The following is a 16,035-nucleotide window of genomic DNA, read 5'->3' on the forward strand; positions in this document are numbered from 1 at the left end:
ACCTTTTCCCTTGCACCTAAATACTTTACCCTTGAATTACTGGCTGACCTGCTAGTATACGTAGTTCTTTACTGCGCTTGGTTAGCATTTCATAAGAGGCGGTTTTAATGCTGCTGATGTAATTCCATTTGGCTTCGGCTTGCTCTGGTGTAAAGGTAACGGTTAAATAACCACGATCGACGAGGTTGTTATAAACTAAATCATTAACCAATAACGCGATTACTTGCTCCATTTGTGCTGTAACTTCAGGCCCTTGGGTGTTCAGTGCTAAGTACTCTTCAAGACCTGGCGAAGACACTGACGATGTTGCAAATTCAACACCGGCATTTTGTGATGCGGCAATTGGGTTGCTGGCGTCGGTGGTTAATTGTCCCGCCCACGCATTATGAGTATCGCCAGCTAATACAACTAGGTTTTTTTGCGTCGCTATCGCAGTGCCTAGTAATACTTCACGTTCATAAGCATAACCGTCCCATGCATCTAAATTGTATGGTGCAGTAGTATCAACACGTGCGCGCTCCGCATCAGTTACCGTTGGATCACCGGCTAGAATACGGCCTTTAATTTGTGCAAGTTCAGCAAATAATACCAATGCTTGAGCAAGTAGAGCGCCAGTGTCTGTGCCATTTGCTTGACTTACTTGCAGGCTCACTAAAAGCTGTAGTACCTCAAGTGGTAGGTGCATCTTGGTCATCAACACTTGTTGGCCAAGTACTTGCCATTTTGAACTTGAGGTTGTCATGCCATCGGTTAACCACGTTAGCTGCTCATTTCCCAGCAATGCGCGTGTTGGCGAGCTAACAGCACTAACAAAATCGTTTTGCCCTTGTGCACTGGTTAGGTCAAAATCAGCATAGCTTAGCTGCTCATCACGGGCGAGTACACGTGTGTCTAGCATGTATAAAGAGACTAAATCACCAAACTCAAAGCGACGGTAAATTCGTTCTTTATCAGCAACGTTACGGATTGGCATCCATTCAAAATAAGCTTGTAGGGCATGTAGCTTACGTTCGCTAAATTCACCTTCGCCTTCATTGTGGTTTTCTGCGCCATTTCGCCATGTGTTATTGGTAATTTCGTGGTCATCCCACACGGTAATAAATGCACAGTTACTATGCGCAGCTTGTAAGTTTGAATCAGTGCGATAGTGAGCATAGCGGTTGCGGTAATCAGCTAAGCTAATTATTTCGTCACTATTGTCTTCAGGTAAAAGGCGACCAAGTAAAGCTGCGTCTTCACTGGCATAGCCACCATTGCCGTATTCATAAATGTAATCACCTAAATGCAATACAGCGTCTAAGTCTGTTTGTTTGGCTATTTCACCATACACATGAAAAAAGCCTGCGGGGTAGTTGGCACACGATATAACAGCAAATTTCACTTTATCAATATTGCCTGTTGGTAGTGTTTTACCTGTACCAATAGGCGAGGTTTTGCCATTCGATTTAAAGCGATAATAGTAAGTGGTGTTGGCGTTTAAGCCTTGTAAGTCGACTTTTAAGGTGAAGTCTGTGGCTGCACTTATATGTGTTTCACCATTGTGGCTGATATTAGCAAAGTCAGGATCGGTTGCTACTCGCCATTGTACTTTAATGCTGGTGGTTGTTGGATCTAGAGGGGTTACACGAGTCCACAGAATTAGGCTGTCAGCTAATGGATCACCACTGGCAACACCATGAGCAAAGCTCACGTCAAGAATGTCGTCATCTTCATCGTCAAACCGACAAGCTGTTAATCCTAATGATAAAACGGCGACACCAAACCCTGCCGCCGAGGCTTTTAAAAAATTTCTTCGTGTAAACGTCATTACTCTGTACCGCTAAATTTAAAAGTAAGAGCTTATCCGACCAGTATGACTTTTATGTGAAGCTGTTATGCCAATTACATTAAAATACTTGGCAAACCTGTTCTGCATTACAGGTAATAACGGTGATGTTTTCATAACCAACGCGGGTAAGTGCTTCAGCGCTTAATGTTGCGCGTGCGCCACTAGCACAGTGTAAGTAAATTGGCCGAGCTGGGTCTTTCTCGATTTCCATTAACTTCATTTCTAGTAAACCTCGGGGAATATTAATTGCGCCGATAGCTGCTTTTGCTACATGTTCGGCGGGTTCACGTACGTCAATTAATAGTCCTTTGTTGTCAGCAATTTCTTGCTTGGCCTGTGCAGCCTCGATACGGCGTTGATTTGGAGTAATTATTTTCATTAAATCTGGGATTGAAATAAGCATTAGTCTGTAAATCCTCGCTTGCGTAAAAAATTTATAAGTGGGCACCATTTAGTGAGTTTACGTAAAGCGAGTATAGTGGCTACACGCCGTGATGGGCAAACAATCTATTATTATTTGACCGACTCAAAAGTTGAGTCGATCATAACAATACTATATCAATGGTTTGCAAAGCGGAAGACGCTAAATAAACGTAGCGACTTCATCCAGTGATTTTTTCACCAAGGCATGATTAGGCACAGTAGCATCATCACTTGGGTAACCTGCAATAAGCAGCATGTAAGGGCGTTCGTTATCTTTATCGCGGCCACAAATATCGGTTAAAAAGCTCATTGGTTTAGGTGTATGAGTCAGTGTTGCAAGCCCCGCGCGATGTAATGCTTGAATTAAAAAGCCGGTGGCAATTCCGACTGACTCATGCACATAGTAGTTGGTGTTTTTATCATCTGTGTTTATACCTCCTTTTTTTTGACTGAATATGGCAATTAGCCAAGGCGCATGCTCTAAATAAGGTTTGCTGGCATCAGTGCCTAGTGGTTTTAACGCATCTAGCCACTCTTCTCCTGCGCGGCCTTGATAAAATGAACGCTCTAACTTTTCAGCCGCTTCACGAATTTGCTTTTTAATATCGCTGCTATTAATTGCCACAAAGTGCCACGGTTGGTGGTTTGCACCGCTTGGCGCTGTGGCTGCGGCTTTAATGCAGGTTTGAATAATTTCTTTTGGCACCGATCGGTCGCTAAAACTACGAATAGTATGACGACGCTGACTCGTCGTTAAAAATTCGCTAGCGCGTTCTATCATCTGCTCATGTGAGTATTCAATGAAGTCTGTAAGTGGTTGATGATCATGTTGCTGCATGGCTTTTTGTTTCTTATTAAATGTTGGTAACTATTTTTATACCGATTACTGGAACTCGGTGCAAGTAGTATCTACTTTACAGTTTAGCTTTTCTGTTTTCATTCTGTTACAAATTTATAACTCACAACTCTTGTTCCTAATCTAGCAATAATGTAACTTGCTTGTATAAATAATTACAGAAATCAAATACTAGGAAGTAATAATGCTATCAATAAACGGGCTATCAAAAACCTACGATAATGGTGTACAAGCACTGCAAGGCGTTGATTTAAAAGTTGGAAAAGGTATGTTTGGGCTGCTCGGGCCAAATGGTGCGGGTAAATCATCACTTATGCGCACAATTGCAACTTTGCAAACAGCAGATGCAGGAAGTATCGAATTTGATAGCATTGATGTATTTAAAGATCCACAAAAGCTACGTGAGCGCTTAGGTTATTTGCCGCAAGACTTTGGTGTATACCCGCGTGTTACTGCTTATGATTTATTGGATCACATGGCGGTATTAAAAGGACTTGATAATAAAGCGCAACGTAAGGAGTCCGTTGAGGGTTTATTAGCGCATACTAATTTGTACCAACACCGTAATAAAGCGGTAAGTGGTTTTTCTGGTGGTATGCGTCAGCGTTTTGGTATAGCACAAGCATTATTGGGCGACCCTGATTTATTGATTGTGGATGAGCCAACCGCAGGCCTTGATCCTGAAGAGCGTAATCGCTTTCATAACCTACTAGTAAGTTTAGGTGAGAAGAAAGTCGTTATTTTATCAACTCATATCGTTGAAGATGTAGCAGAACTTTGCCCAAATATGGCGGTACTCGCTGGTGGTAAAATATTACTTGAAGGCAACCCTATCGCGCTGACCGATAAGCTCCAAGGTAAAATTTGGCACAAAACAATGAGCCAAACAGAGGCGCAAGAGTTAGAGCAGCACCTGCCTGTAATTTCAAAGCGCTTGTTTGCTGGGCAGACAATTTTAAATGTCTATAGCGAGCAAGCGCCAGAAGGGTTTAGCGCAAGCAATGCCAACTTAGAAGATGTGTATTTTTCTACTTTGCATCAGCATCGTAACACCAGTGCAGTGTAGGGGAATATCATGTTTTTAAATATGCTTACCTTTGAGCTGCGTTATTTTATACGTCAGCCTTCGTTTTATGTGACTACGCTAATTTTCTTTTTAGCGGCTTTCTTTGCAAGTAGCAGTGATAACTTCTTACTCGGCGGCAGTAATGTCAATGTAAACTCGCCATTTAGTATTTTGATGTTAATGAGTGGCTTACTTCAGTTTGCAATTTTTCTGGTGGTAAATTTTGTTGCCGGCTCTGCGATTCGCAATGATGAAACGAATATGGCGGAGCTAATATTTAGTAAGCCATTTAAACCATTCATGTATCAACTAGGGCGATTCTTAGGTGCCTATAGTGTTGTGGCAATTATTTTTGCGTCTGTACCGCTGGGAATATATTTGGGTTCAAGTTTTGGTTTACTGGTTGGTTGGCTAGACCCTGAGCTGGTGGGTGCTAATAAGCTACATTATTACTTAACTGCTTATTTCTATATCGCAGTGCCGAGCCTGTTTGTTTTAGCAGCTATTTTCAATGGTGTGGCCACGTATTTTCGTTCAATGATGGCGGTATACCTTACCGCTGTGGCCTTTTTAATCGCTTATTCAACAATATCAGTTTACTTTGATGATTTAGCATTTCGTTGGATTGTGAGCTATGCCGATCCTTTTGCCAGTGGCTCATTACTTGATGTGACACGTTATTGGACCGCAAGTGATAAAAATAGTCAAACGTTAGAATTGACAGGTGTACTGCTATTTAACCGTTTATTGTGGATTACGCTCGCCATTGTTATATTTTTTGCATCTGGAAAACTGTCGTCACGAATTGTCATTAAACGGGAAAAGAAAAAACTAGCTGCGTCTAATTTCACTAAACAGAAAGAGGCCGCATTGATTGCCTATTCGGTAAATCACAAAACAAGCGCAAGCTCGATCAAGCAACAATTATTATTACGCTGTGTGTTTGAATTTAAGCATGTTGTGATCAGTGCGCCATTTTTGATTTTAGGCCTTATTACTTTAGCTGTACTAATGGTGCCTTTATTCGCCCCAATTGGTTGGTATGGCACTGTTAACTGGCCTGTTACCCAAAATATGGTAGGCATCATTCAAAACGCCATTGGATTATTAATCACCATTGTCATTGTGTACTACAGTGCTGAATTAGTGTGGCGTGAACGCAGCAGTGGGATGGGCGATATTGTCGATAGCTTCCCGGTACACAACAGTGTGTTTTGGGTTTCTAAGTTATTAGCTTTAGTCAGTGTGATTGGTTTGCTTTATACTTTTAGCATGATACTGACAATTGTTGTGCAGTTAGTTAAAGGACAGTTTAATTTAGAGTTTGGGCAATACCTATTTAGATTGGGTTATTTCTCTTTCTTGCCTTTTGTGATGCTCGCTATTTTGGCCTTTTTTCTACAAATAGTCAGTGCAAATAAATACATTGGGATGGGATTATTTGGACTGTATTACTTAGTTTCAATCGTGCTGAGTAATTATGGTTTTAGCCATAATATGTTCCACTTTGCCCAGTCAAGCCCAGCTCCTTACTCGGATATTAATGGTTATGGCCATTACTTAACTGGCGTGGCGTGGTACACACTTTATTGGAGTGGTTTAAGTGTGATGTTAGCTGTTGTTGGGCTTGCATTGTGGCACCGCGGTCCGTCACAAAGCTTACGTAATCGCTTCGCGCAGTTAAAATATAACTTAGGTCGAAAAGGGCAAATGGCAGCGGTACTTGGCTTAGTGGTATTTATCGCTGTGGGTGCACAGATATATTACAATACCCGAGTGCTAAATGATTTTTATACGCATGACCAGTTAGAAGACTTGCAAGTTGAATATGAGCAGAAGTTTGTACAATATAAAGATGATCTGCTGCCGATAATCACTGATGTAGATCTTAATGTTGAGATATATCCACAACAGCGCAAAATGCTTGCCACTGCCAATGTGCTCATCACTAATACTAGTGACCAACCAATCAAGCGCTTTTTAGTGAGTAAACCTGGTCACAGTCCGCAGTGGAATGTAAAAATTGTCGGTGGCGAAATTGCTGAACAATTACCTGACTATAATTCAGCATGGTTTGAATTTACGCAACCATTAATGCCAGGTGAAGTGCGCCAAGGTGAGATTTCAGTCGAGCGCAGCCACCAAGGTTTTGCCGATAGTAACACCGATACGAAGCTTGTTGCTAATGGCACTTTTATTGATAATTGGCACTTATTTCCGCGCTTTGGTTATAACGACAATTATCAATTAACGGATAAACATGAGCGTCGTAAACGAGGCTTACCTGAGCTACAGCGTGCTAATAAGCTTGAAAACACTCAGTATTACAAACAAAGCATGTTTGGCGCGAATGGTGGTTTTATCAATTTTGCTGCAACCATTACTACTGATGAGTCGCAATTTGCAATTGCACCAGGTTATTTAAAAAGTGAAACAGTGACTGATGGACGACGCACGTTCCGTTATGAAATGGATTCACCAATAATAAACTTTTATGCCATTTTATCTGCTCGTTTAGAGTCTAAAAAAATAACGCATAACGGAGTAAATGTTGAAGTCTATTACCATCAAGATCATGCATGGAACGTCGATCGTATGATTGAGTCGGTTACTGATTCAATTGATTACCTTTCTGCTGAATTTGGTCCTTACCAACATAAGCAAATGCGTATTATTGAGTTTCCTGGTTATGAGTCTTTTGCGCAAAGTTTTGCTAATACTGTACCTTACTCAGAGAAAATAGGTTTTATCACTGATAACCGAGATAGTAGTAAGATTGATGTGCCGTATTATGTTACAGCTCATGAAGTAGCGCACCAATGGTGGGGGCATCAGATTATCGGAGCTAATGTGCAAGGTGCTGCGGTATTGTCAGAAAGCCTATCGCAATACAGCGCAATTATGGTACTTAAGAAAAAATACGGTGAGCAAAAGCTACGTAAATTCTTAAAGTATGAACTTGATAAGTATTTGCAAGGACGCTCGGTTGAAGCATATCAAGAAATGCCGTTGTATAAAGTAGAAACTCAAGCACATATTTATTACCAAAAAGGTTCTGTGGTGATGATGGCTATGCATGACCTGTTTGGTGAGGAGCGTTTAAATCGTATCTTAAAAGAGTTTGTTAGTGATTTTAAATATCAAAATAATCCTTATCCTACCACGCTTGATTTACTTAGCTATTTAAAGCGTGATGCAAGTGCTGCAGAGCAAGCGTTTATTGATGATCAGTTTATGTATATCACTTTATATGAGCTGACCATGAAAAAGGCAAAAGTATCTGACGAGGCGGATAGTGATGGCTTGTACACTGTCACTCTAACTGTCGAGGCCGCTAAAAAGCGTGCTGATGGTCAAGGTGAAGAAACCGACCAAGCACTTGATGAAATGATTGATATTGCATTATTTAACGATGATCCTGAAAACCTACTAGCTGAAGATTTTGTGATTTATTCACAAAAGCACCGGTTAGTAACCGGCACTAACACCATTGAATTAAAAGTGAAAGAAAAGCCGCTTTTCGCAGGGGTTGATCCTTTTGTTAAGTTAATTGATAAAGATAGTATTGATAACTTGGCTAAGTTTTAAAGTTCGTTAGCTGAGACTTGGTTTATATCCACTTTCACAAGGTGAAAAGCCGCATTTATTGCGGCTTTTCTATTGCTCTAAAATGTATATATTATGGGGTAAGTGTTTCATCTATAACCTTAAAGCAATTTGACTAAAAAAAGAATGTTACTGCATTTTAGGCGCTCTAAATAAGATAAAGTTCCTACAAAAGCTTGCCAAGCTAATGAATACAGTTTATTTCTACATTTTCAATACAGTTTCTTACTTTTGTTAGTACGCATTTATTTTACACTCTACCCCACTAAATTAATCAGGATCAAGTTATGCGAATTTTTTTAATTAGTTTGTTATTTATTGTGCTTGGGGGATGTTCAGCTGTAACAATCCAACCACAAAAAATGGCTAAACTTAGCTCAAAACCAACTTATCAAGATAGCCGTCCATTTTTTATGTGGGGACTGGTTGGTGAGCAGCGTGTTGATGTAAAAAAGCTATGTGGCGATCAAACTGTGTTGCAAATGCAATCACAACAAACATTTACCGATGGTGCGCTAGGGTTAGTCACGTTAGGTATTTATGCACCACACACAATTAAAGTCTGGTGTCAGGAGCAAGGTAGCGAAGGAGTTGGAATATGAAAAAGTTAACGGGGTTGTTCACTATTGTATTTATTGTCGTGTTAGCGGGGTGTACTAATATTCATTTTGATAACGGTGAATATGATGACTTAGCTGAAAACCATAAAAGTGAGCAATGGCATCACAACTTTGCCGCCGCTCTTTATGAGGGCTCGAATGCGGTTGATTTATCTGAGATTTGCCCTGATCAGCAATGGCAAAGTGTGCACACTTATAAATCATTTACTAATGGCTTAGCAGAATTGATTGTTGTTAACGAAGTTGGGCCTATTTGGTCCCCAAAAACAGTTGAGGTGAGCTGTGCACAGGTACCGTATAAAGTGCAGTAATTTTTAATAATCAAAGTTCATGTTAAAGTTGTACTAGTTAAGTATCTTAACCTTATTTTAACTCAATCATATAGTTAGCATAGCACTCACTTTTTAATGGGTGCTTTTTATATGCTGGATATATTATCTTCTTCTCTCTATTAAAAGTATATTAAGTTAGTAGAATATAGTCCATTCGTATAGAGGCTGGCGTAAGGCACACCGATCACGCTGACATTTACGGTGGATATGGCTGTGAAGCGCAGTTTGGTAAGGCGTTGTTATTAAAGCCAAGCATTCGTGATGATATTAAAATTATTACCAAGTGTGATATTAAGCCCGCATTTCCAAGCTTGGGGTTGGCGGGTCAGGCAAACCATCATTGATTGTTTAGGTGAACAGTATCAGAAAATTTATTCTTAAAGTGGGTGCGGAAGATCGGCTTTATAAACAAAGATATAAATATTCATAGTGAAAGGAGAGTATTGTTTTGTACGAAGCTTGCGCACTTTATTGGTGCGTAAAAAGCCCGCGTGCACAACTTGGTTGCTGCGGGCTTTTGTATTTTTTACTGTGGTTTAACCAAAAATAGTACGCATTAGGCTGATGGTCTCAGCAACGCCACGGCCTTTTTGTACTTCACTAATAATAGAGTCACGTTTATCACGAATATGCTCAGGTATATCATCGACAGCTAGGGCGCGGTCAACTAATATTTCAGCTGATTCTTTACCACGACGCACTTTTTTAGTAGTGGTACTGGTAGTACGTTTTGGTTTACTCAATAACTTAATGTAATTTGAGTTTTCAGCACTGTTGCTATCTGCATAATAGAAAAAGCACGGGATTAACGCTTTGATAGCAACAAGTTGTTGATCCAGCTCGCTGTCACCATTGGCCATTTTAAACCAAGACATCGCATGAATCGCTTGTACAATATCTTGCCAGTAGCGTGCAAAATCACGATTGTTTAGTTTGGTGATTGCTAACGCAGAACATAAGGCGTCTAAACGTGAGTTGCTTAATGGTGTAAATACATCAGGGCGACGCATTGCCAATAAACGAGTTGCAGGTGCTAAGGTTGGCTTTTCATTGTTGTCAGTAAAAGCGTGTACGTATTTGAGTACAAACTCTTGGTAATCAGCTTCTGTTACTTCGCCTTCAAGAGGAATATGCGCTAACGCTTCATCAAATAGAGCGGGAAGGTCAGCAAGCATTTGATGAAATGCTTTGGCGCTCTTGGTTGAGCTGAACCATTCAACATCAAAGTTATAGCTACTTGGATCAAGTGCTGAAGTATGTTTACCAGTAAAGGTTAATAAGTCTTCAGGGATCATGTCTTTTAAAGACTGTTCACGAATACCAGTAATATACTGAGTCAGACGTAATTGCTCATCAAGCGCTAAAACGTCTTTGTGCTGCTCAACAAATACACTGACGACTGGCCAAGGGGCTACACGTAGTGTTTTTAATTGCAAAAAGCTAATTGCTGAAATTAATAAGTCATGAAGTTTCTTTAAAATAGGTAACTGGTTGGTTTCTAGCAAATCAAGATTGATACGGTCACGACTAGCATTTAGTAGTTCGTAACACCAACCTAAGAAGTCTTCAGGATGATTTTCTATTTTCACCGCCATTAGATTTAAGCTGATCTCAGAAGCCTGTTTTAAAATATTTTGATAAATCTGGCCTTCTTGTTCGCCTAATGCCATTTGTGAAGGTGAAATGAGCAGTTTTTTCATGCCTGATGGTACTCCGATTAGATACATTTTTCATGTTGTTTAATTTTAGCGCAAAACGCCTCAAAACAACAGGGCTGTGCATCATACCTAAGAATAGAAGGGATGCAATCAAGATAGTTATGAAATCTCAAGATTGCGACCTTACTGTATTAATCGTGCTCATCGAGTATAAATAGCCGCTCAACCGAGGTACTAAAGTGTTGTGCTATCTTCAATGCAATGATCACCGACGGAGTAAAGTGTGATGTTTCGACTGTGCAAATGGTTTTACGTGAAACATTAATCGCATCGGCTAGTTCTTGCTGCGACAGGCTAGCTGCTTTGCAGAAATTCTGCTATGTGGTTTGCGTTTAAAGGTATCAAAATGTTTCAGTAAGAATTTATATTGCAGGTGTTACTGCTAGAAAATGGTTTTTTTATAGCTCTAGCAATGATTTTAGTATTAACTCCCGCTATGATAAGAGTATTATTTGCACATTTGAAAGGATCATCATGAAAACCTTATTTAAAGTTATTGGCGTTATACTGTTATTGCTTGTTGCTTTAATTGTTGCCGCGCCGTTTTTAATCCCTACCGATGCAATCTTTAATAAAGTTTCGCAACAGGTAGAGCAAACTACAGGTCGAGCTCTGACCATTAAAGGTGATAAAACCTTATCTGTTTTTCCATCATTAAAACTTGAACTTGAAGATGTGCACTTTGCCAATATGAAAACAGGCTCACGTGCAGATATGGCAAGCATGCAGCAACTTGCAGTTCATATTCCTTGGCTTTCGCTATTTGGTGGTGAACTTAAACTAGAAAAGTTTGTGATTAATGAACCAAATATTCTGCTTGAAACAGATAAAAATGGTAAAGCTAACTGGCAGTTATTTGATGCAGTAGCTAAGAAACCTGAGCAGCAAACTCAATCAGGTGAGGCAGTCAAACTACCTGAAAACTTTGATATTCAATTAGGTGAAGTAGCTATATATGGTGGGTCGTTTACTTATTTAGATGGTCAAACGGGAGCTAAACAGCAAATTAGCGATTTAGAATTAGCTATCTTACTGCCTTCACTACATAAATCACTCGAAGTCAAAGGTGGGATCACTTATATGCAAGAGCGCTTTGAGCTTGATGTAACGGTTGATAACCCAGCTAAAGCAATAGAAGGTGATACATTTAATGTGACAACTGATGTCACTTCAAAGTTAGTTGATGTTGAGTTTAAAGGCTTAATAGCCGGTCAAGGTAAAGATATTCAAGGTCAATTAGCGCTCAGTGGTGATTCAGTCAAAGACATTGCTAAATGGCAGGGAGTCGAGCTGAACGCTAAAGAAAGCGCCTTTAATGCATTTAGTGTTAGCGGCAAAATGCGTATGCAAGGTGATAAATTTAACTTAGCTGAATTGGTTGCGACATTAGATGCGTTAGAAATCAAAGGTAAAAGTGAGTTAAATCTTGGTAAGCGCCTAGCTGTGACTGCTGATATAGATTTAGGCATGCTTGATTTAAACCCATACCTACCAGAAACGGTAGCGCAAACAGATACACCTGAACCTGCAAGTGATGAGCCAGCGCAACCAATTGTATGGGATGACACAAAAATAGATTTAAGTGGCTTAAATGCCCTTGATGCTAATATCGTGATCCGTTCAAGTGGCTTAAAAGCAAATGAAATCAAACTTGGTGCTAATCAATTCACTGTAAACCTAAACAAAAGCGTAGCAAAAATCAGCCTCGATAAGTTTGCTGCCTATGAAGGTAATGGTAAAGGCACAATAACGGTTAATGCGAAACAAGCTCCTTATAAAATTAACACTAACTTCTCGTTAGATAAAATAGATGCACAACCATTGCTAACAGATGCTGCAGGCTTTGATAAGCTAATGGGCAAAGGTTCACTCAATTGGGACTTAGTGACATCAGGTCAGAGCCAAAAAGATTTTATGGACGCCCTACAGGGTAAACTAGCATTTAAGTTTGCTGATGGTGCCGTAAAAGGTGCCAACATTGCTGAAATGGTTCGCAAAGGCAAAGAGCTAATTAAGGGTAACTTTGGTGCAATATCACAAGGGCTAGATACTGGCTTTGATAATTCCCAGCAAACTGACTTCTCAGCACTAACTGGCAGCTTTAACTTTACCAATGGCGTAGGTAAAAACACAGATCTGAGTTTGTTAAGCCCGTTAGTGCGCATCAGTGGTGAAGGAGATATAAACCTTCCTGCTACGACTGTTAACTACCGCTTAGTAACAGGAATTGTAGATTCACTTGAGGGGCAGGACACGACAGATGACAGTACGGGGTTTAAAATACCGGTGCGCATTAAAGGGCCATTTCATGATGTTGGCATTAGCTTAGATGTAAGCAAAGCGGCAGAAGATGAAGTAAAAGAAAAAGCGAAAGATAAAATTAAAGATAAGTTAAAAGGTTTGTTTGGCAATTAATGCCGACTTTATTCGGTGATAAAACAATCAGGGCATAAAATTACCCTGATTGTTTTATAATCAATGCTAAAATAGCAAAATAGATTGCATCGACAAAACAACCATCCTCGTTATTCTAAATTAATTAAAAAATAACCTACCACTCCCCCCGCAATGCTGATACAATTGCCCGCCCTTATGAGACAACTAGATTGTTTTTTGAGTGGTTTTTAACCTAAATGCTTTGATTTTAAACAAATTTAAAGCAGTTGTAATAACTACACCGGAGGTCATTAACATGATCCAAATGCAAACTCAGCTGGAAGTTGCTGATAACAGCGGCGCTCGCAAAGTGCAGTGTATTAAAGTCTTAGGCGGTTCGCACCGTCGTTATGCAGCGATTGGTGACATCATTAAAGTTTCTGTAAAAGAAGCAATTCCTCGCGGTAAAGTGAAGAAAGGTGATGTTAAAAACGCGGTAGTTGTGCGTACTAAGAAAGGCGTTCGTCGTCCAGATGGTTCTTTGATCCGTTTTGACAGCAATGCGGCTGTTATCTTAAATGATAACTTGCAGCCAATTGGTACACGTATTTTCGGCCCTGTGACTCGCGAACTTCGTAATGATAAGTTCATGAAAATCGTTTCACTAGCCCCAGAAGTACTGTAAGGAGTCAATCATGGCAGCAAAAATCCGTCGTGATGACGAAGTAATCGTTCTAGCAGGTAAAGACAAAGGTAAGCGCGGCAAAGTGCTTTCAGTTGTTACCGAGTCTGGTCGAGTATTTGTCGAAGGCATTAACTTAATCAAGAAGCACCAAAAGCCGGTTCCACAATTGAACCAGCCAGGTGGTATTGTTGAGAAAGAAGCGTCTATTGACGTATCAAACGTTGCGATCTTCAACTCGGAAACGAGTAAAGCAGATCGTGTAGGTTTCAAGATTGAAGATGGTAAGAAATTACGTATCTTTAAATCTACTGGTAAAACTATCTAATAGTTGGAGTAGAATGATGGCGAAACTGCATGAAGTATATAAAGACAAAGTAGTTGCTGAACTTCAAGAGAAGTTTGGTTTCAGCTCTGTCATGCAAGTCCCTCAGATCGAAAAGATCACATTGAATATGGGCGTGGGCGAAGCCCTAGCTGACAAGAAAATTCTAGACAACGCTGTTGCGGATCTAGAAGCAATCGCTGGTCAGAAGCCACTCATTACTAAAGCGCGCAAATCTGTTGCTGGCTTTAAAGTACGTGAAGGCTACCCAATTGGTTGTAAAGTAACCCTACGCGGCGAGCGTATGTGGGACTTTTTTGAGCGTTTGGTTTCAATCGCTATCCCACGTATCCGTGACTTCCGTGGTGTGAGTGCTAAGTCTTTTGATGGACGTGGTAATTACAGCATGGGCGTACGTGAACAAATCATCTTCCCAGAAATTGATTATGATAAAGTAGACCGCGTGCGCGGTATGGATATCACAATCACTACATCTGCGAAATCAGATGAGGAAGGCCGTGCGTTGTTAGAAGCGTTTAACTTCCCATTCAAGAAATAAGGGTAGGGTTATGGCAAAGAATTCTATGAAAGCGCGCGAAGCAAAGCGCACGAAACTAGTTGCTCAGTTCGCTGAAAAGCGCGCAGCACTAAAAGCTATCATCAGTGATGTGAAAACATCTGACGATGATCGTTGGGACGCGGTATTAAAGCTTCAAGCTTTACCACGTGATTCTAGCCCTGCACGTCAACGTAATCGTTGTAACATTACGGGCCGCCCACATGGTTACCTTCGCAAATTCGGCATGAGCCGTATTAAAGTTCGCGAAGCAGCTATGCGCGGTGAAATTCCTGGCCTTAAAAAGGCTAGCTGGTAATAGAATCACGGGAGTAAGACTATGAGCTTGCAAGATCCTATCGCGGATTTGTTCACACGTATCCGTAACGGTCAGTCAGCGAAGAAAGTATCTGTAACGATGCCTAATTCAAAACTGAAAGTAGCATTAGCTAAAGTATTAAAAGATGAAGGTTACATCACTGATTTCGCAGTAAACGGCGATGTTAAACCTGAGCTTTCTATCGAGTTGAAATACTTCGAAGGCAAAGCTGTTATTGAAAATATCCAGCGTGTTAGCCGCCCTGGTTTACGTATCTATAAGAGACGTGACGAATTACCTAAGGTAATGGGTGGTCTAGGTATCGCTATCGTATCAACTTCTAAAGGCCTAATGACAGACCGCGCCGCACGTAGTGCTGGTGTTGGTGGTGAAATCATTGGTTTTGTAGCTTAATCGGAGGGGAACTATGTCTCGCATAGCAAAGGCACCAATTAATGTTCCTGCCGGTGTAGAAGTTACATTAAAAGGCCAGGACATCACAGTTAAAGGCAAAAACGGCGAATTAACGCGTACAATCAACTCAGCAGTTGAAGTACAACTTAACGACAACGTTATTACAACTTTACCTCGTGAAGGCGTAGCCAATGCATGGGCACAAGCAGGTACTGCTCGCGCTCTAATCAACAACATGGTTGTTGGTACGCATGAAGGTTACGAGAAGAAACTTCAGTTAGTAGGCGTGGGTTACCGTGCTGCAGCTAAGGGTAAAACATTAGATTTAACTCTTGGTTTCTCACACCCCGTTAATTTCGCAGTTCCTGAAGGAATTACGATTGAAACTCCAAGCCAAACAGAAGTTCTAGTTAAGGGCGTAGATAAGCAGTTAGTTGGTCAAACAGCTGCTAACATTCGTGCATACCGTAAACCTGAGCCTTATAAAGGTAAAGGTGTTCGTTATTCAGATGAGAATGTACGCCGTAAAGAGGCTAAGAAGAAGTAAGGTAAGACGATGGATAAAAAAACAGCTCGTCTACGTCGTGCTAAACGCACTCGTAGAAATTATATTGAACAAGGCACAACGCGTCTTGTTATCCACCGCACGCCACGTCACATTTACGCTCAAGTTGTAAACGCTGAGGGTAATGTACTGGCTGCTGCTTCTACTGTTGAGAAAGCTATTAGCGAAACAGTTAAAGGCACAGGCAACGTTGCAGCTGCACAAGCAGTTGGTAAAGCGGTTGCTGAACGTGCGGCTGACAAAGGCATCGAAAAGATTGCTTTTGATCGCAGTGGCTTTAAATATCACGGCCGTGTGAAGGCGCTAGCAGATGCTGCGCGTGAAGCCGGTTTGCAATTCTAGGAGTAGA

Annotated in this window: 17 protein-coding genes and 1 pseudogene; 13 read left to right on the forward strand and 5 right to left on the reverse strand. The window is 40.7% G+C overall.

Annotated elements, in window-relative coordinates; genetic code table 11:
- Positions 1-25: 25 nt before the first annotated feature.
- The 3 genes from HHO47_RS10940 to HHO47_RS10950 form a co-directional block, all read right to left on the reverse strand.
- A complete protein-coding gene (locus HHO47_RS10940) occupies positions 26-1,807 on the reverse strand; it encodes an alkaline phosphatase D family protein (RefSeq protein WP_169020335.1) in 1,782 nt (593 codons plus the stop codon).
- A gap of 79 nt (positions 1,808-1,886) precedes the next feature.
- Positions 1,887-2,231, reverse strand: coding sequence for a rhodanese-like domain-containing protein (locus tag HHO47_RS10945; protein WP_169020336.1), 345 nt, complete (start codon positions 2,229-2,231; stop codon positions 1,887-1,889).
- A gap of 180 nt (positions 2,232-2,411) precedes the next feature.
- Positions 2,412-3,089, reverse strand: a complete 678-nt coding sequence (locus tag HHO47_RS10950) for a nitroreductase family protein (protein ID WP_169020337.1) — start codon at positions 3,087-3,089, stop codon at positions 2,412-2,414.
- Positions 3,090-3,291: 202 nt separating this feature from the next.
- Here HHO47_RS10950 and HHO47_RS10955 point away from each other — a divergent pair, with 202 nt between their 5' ends.
- From HHO47_RS10955 to HHO47_RS10975, 5 genes and pseudogenes are all read left to right on the forward strand, one after another.
- A complete protein-coding gene (locus HHO47_RS10955) occupies positions 3,292-4,173 on the forward strand; it encodes an ABC transporter ATP-binding protein (RefSeq protein ID WP_169020338.1) in 882 nt (293 codons plus the stop codon).
- 9 nt (positions 4,174-4,182) lie between these two features.
- Positions 4,183-7,761 (forward strand): ABC transporter permease/M1 family aminopeptidase, encoded by a 3,579-nt coding sequence (locus HHO47_RS10960; protein WP_169020339.1) that lies wholly within the window; start codon positions 4,183-4,185, stop codon positions 7,759-7,761.
- 305 nt (positions 7,762-8,066) lie between these two features.
- Positions 8,067-8,381 carry a Bor family protein gene (locus tag HHO47_RS10965; protein ID WP_169020340.1) on the forward strand — a complete coding sequence of 105 codons (315 nt, stop codon included), beginning with the start codon at positions 8,067-8,069 and terminating at the stop codon, positions 8,379-8,381.
- Positions 8,378-8,710 carry a Bor/Iss family lipoprotein gene (locus tag HHO47_RS10970; RefSeq protein ID WP_169020341.1) on the forward strand — a complete coding sequence of 111 codons (333 nt, stop codon included), beginning with the start codon at positions 8,378-8,380 and terminating at the stop codon, positions 8,708-8,710. The genes HHO47_RS10965 and HHO47_RS10970 overlap by 4 nt, the downstream gene beginning before the upstream one ends.
- Before the next feature lie 179 nt (positions 8,711-8,889).
- Positions 8,890-9,072 (forward strand): annotated as a pseudogene (locus HHO47_RS10975) (aldo/keto reductase); the annotation flags it as partial.
- A 195-nt stretch (positions 9,073-9,267) separates the two neighbouring features.
- On the opposite strand, the gene HHO47_RS10980 reads toward HHO47_RS10975, so the two are convergent.
- A complete protein-coding gene (locus HHO47_RS10980; protein ID WP_169020342.1) occupies positions 9,268-10,431 on the reverse strand; it encodes a hypothetical protein in 1,164 nt (387 codons plus the stop codon).
- Positions 10,432-10,580: 149 nt separating this feature from the next.
- Entirely contained in the window at positions 10,581-10,742 is a 162-nt protein-coding gene (locus HHO47_RS10985) for a helix-turn-helix transcriptional regulator (protein WP_169020365.1), read from the reverse strand.
- Positions 10,743-10,923: 181 nt separating this feature from the next.
- Here HHO47_RS10985 and HHO47_RS10990 point away from each other — a divergent pair, with 181 nt between their 5' ends.
- The 8 genes from HHO47_RS10990 to rplR all read left to right on the forward strand — a co-directional run bounded on the left by HHO47_RS10990 (position 10,924) and on the right by rplR (position 16,028).
- Positions 10,924-12,864 (forward strand): AsmA family protein, encoded by a 1,941-nt coding sequence (locus HHO47_RS10990; protein WP_169020343.1) that lies wholly within the window; start codon positions 10,924-10,926, stop codon positions 12,862-12,864.
- A 277-nt stretch (positions 12,865-13,141) separates the two neighbouring features.
- A complete protein-coding gene (gene rplN / locus HHO47_RS10995; protein ID WP_011329449.1) occupies positions 13,142-13,510 on the forward strand; it encodes a 50S ribosomal protein L14 in 369 nt (122 codons plus the stop codon).
- A 10-nt stretch (positions 13,511-13,520) separates the two neighbouring features.
- On the forward strand, positions 13,521-13,835 hold the full coding sequence (gene rplX / locus HHO47_RS11000) for a 50S ribosomal protein L24 (protein ID WP_016710194.1): 315 nt from the start codon (positions 13,521-13,523) through the stop codon (positions 13,833-13,835).
- 16 nt (positions 13,836-13,851) lie between these two features.
- Positions 13,852-14,391, forward strand: coding sequence for a 50S ribosomal protein L5 (gene rplE / locus HHO47_RS11005; protein ID WP_004589209.1), 540 nt, complete (start codon positions 13,852-13,854; stop codon positions 14,389-14,391).
- A gap of 10 nt (positions 14,392-14,401) precedes the next feature.
- Positions 14,402-14,707 carry a 30S ribosomal protein S14 gene (gene rpsN / locus HHO47_RS11010; RefSeq protein ID WP_058562128.1) on the forward strand — a complete coding sequence of 102 codons (306 nt, stop codon included), beginning with the start codon at positions 14,402-14,404 and terminating at the stop codon, positions 14,705-14,707.
- A 21-nt stretch (positions 14,708-14,728) separates the two neighbouring features.
- Entirely contained in the window at positions 14,729-15,121 is a 393-nt protein-coding gene (rpsH, locus tag HHO47_RS11015; protein WP_169020344.1) for a 30S ribosomal protein S8, read from the forward strand.
- A 13-nt stretch (positions 15,122-15,134) separates the two neighbouring features.
- Positions 15,135-15,668, forward strand: a complete 534-nt coding sequence (rplF, locus tag HHO47_RS11020) for a 50S ribosomal protein L6 (RefSeq protein ID WP_169020345.1) — start codon at positions 15,135-15,137, stop codon at positions 15,666-15,668.
- Positions 15,669-15,677: 9 nt separating this feature from the next.
- A complete protein-coding gene (rplR, locus tag HHO47_RS11025; protein WP_008115388.1) occupies positions 15,678-16,028 on the forward strand; it encodes a 50S ribosomal protein L18 in 351 nt (116 codons plus the stop codon).
- Positions 16,029-16,035 lie beyond the last annotated feature (7 nt).

Origin of the sequence: Pseudoalteromonas arctica (genome assembly GCF_012927645.1) — a bacterium.
Classification (GTDB): Bacteria; Pseudomonadota; Gammaproteobacteria; order Enterobacterales; family Alteromonadaceae; genus Pseudoalteromonas; species Pseudoalteromonas arctica_A.

What these genes read in the sequence shown, in the direction of transcription:
- rpsH (WP_169020344.1), top strand. Translation starts at nt 14,729, where the DNA reads ATGAGCTTGCAAGATCCTATCGCGGATTTGTTCACACGTATCCGTAAC.
- HHO47_RS10960 (WP_169020339.1), top strand. Translation starts at nt 4,183, where the DNA reads ATGTTTTTAAATATGCTTACCTTTGAGCTGCGTTATTTTATACGTCAG.
- rplE (WP_004589209.1), top strand. Translation starts at nt 13,852, where the DNA reads ATGGCGAAACTGCATGAAGTATATAAAGACAAAGTAGTTGCTGAACTT.
- HHO47_RS10950 (WP_169020337.1), bottom strand. Translation starts at nt 3,089, where the DNA reads ATGCAGCAACATGATCATCAACCACTTACAGACTTCATTGAATACTCA.
- HHO47_RS10945 (WP_169020336.1), bottom strand. Translation starts at nt 2,231, where the DNA reads ATGCTTATTTCAATCCCAGATTTAATGAAAATAATTACTCCAAATCAA.
- rplR (WP_008115388.1), top strand. Translation starts at nt 15,678, where the DNA reads ATGGATAAAAAAACAGCTCGTCTACGTCGTGCTAAACGCACTCGTAGA.
- rplX (WP_016710194.1), top strand. Translation starts at nt 13,521, where the DNA reads ATGGCAGCAAAAATCCGTCGTGATGACGAAGTAATCGTTCTAGCAGGT.
- HHO47_RS10965 (WP_169020340.1), top strand. Translation starts at nt 8,067, where the DNA reads ATGCGAATTTTTTTAATTAGTTTGTTATTTATTGTGCTTGGGGGATGT.
- HHO47_RS10980 (WP_169020342.1), bottom strand. Translation starts at nt 10,431, where the DNA reads ATGAAAAAACTGCTCATTTCACCTTCACAAATGGCATTAGGCGAACAA.
- rplF (WP_169020345.1), top strand. Translation starts at nt 15,135, where the DNA reads ATGTCTCGCATAGCAAAGGCACCAATTAATGTTCCTGCCGGTGTAGAA.
- HHO47_RS10990 (WP_169020343.1), top strand. Translation starts at nt 10,924, where the DNA reads ATGAAAACCTTATTTAAAGTTATTGGCGTTATACTGTTATTGCTTGTT.
- HHO47_RS10970 (WP_169020341.1), top strand. Translation starts at nt 8,378, where the DNA reads ATGAAAAAGTTAACGGGGTTGTTCACTATTGTATTTATTGTCGTGTTA.
- rpsN (WP_058562128.1), top strand. Translation starts at nt 14,402, where the DNA reads ATGGCAAAGAATTCTATGAAAGCGCGCGAAGCAAAGCGCACGAAACTA.
- rplN (WP_011329449.1), top strand. Translation starts at nt 13,142, where the DNA reads ATGATCCAAATGCAAACTCAGCTGGAAGTTGCTGATAACAGCGGCGCT.
- HHO47_RS10940 (WP_169020335.1), bottom strand. Translation starts at nt 1,807, where the DNA reads ATGACGTTTACACGAAGAAATTTTTTAAAAGCCTCGGCGGCAGGGTTT.
- HHO47_RS10955 (WP_169020338.1), top strand. Translation starts at nt 3,292, where the DNA reads ATGCTATCAATAAACGGGCTATCAAAAACCTACGATAATGGTGTACAA.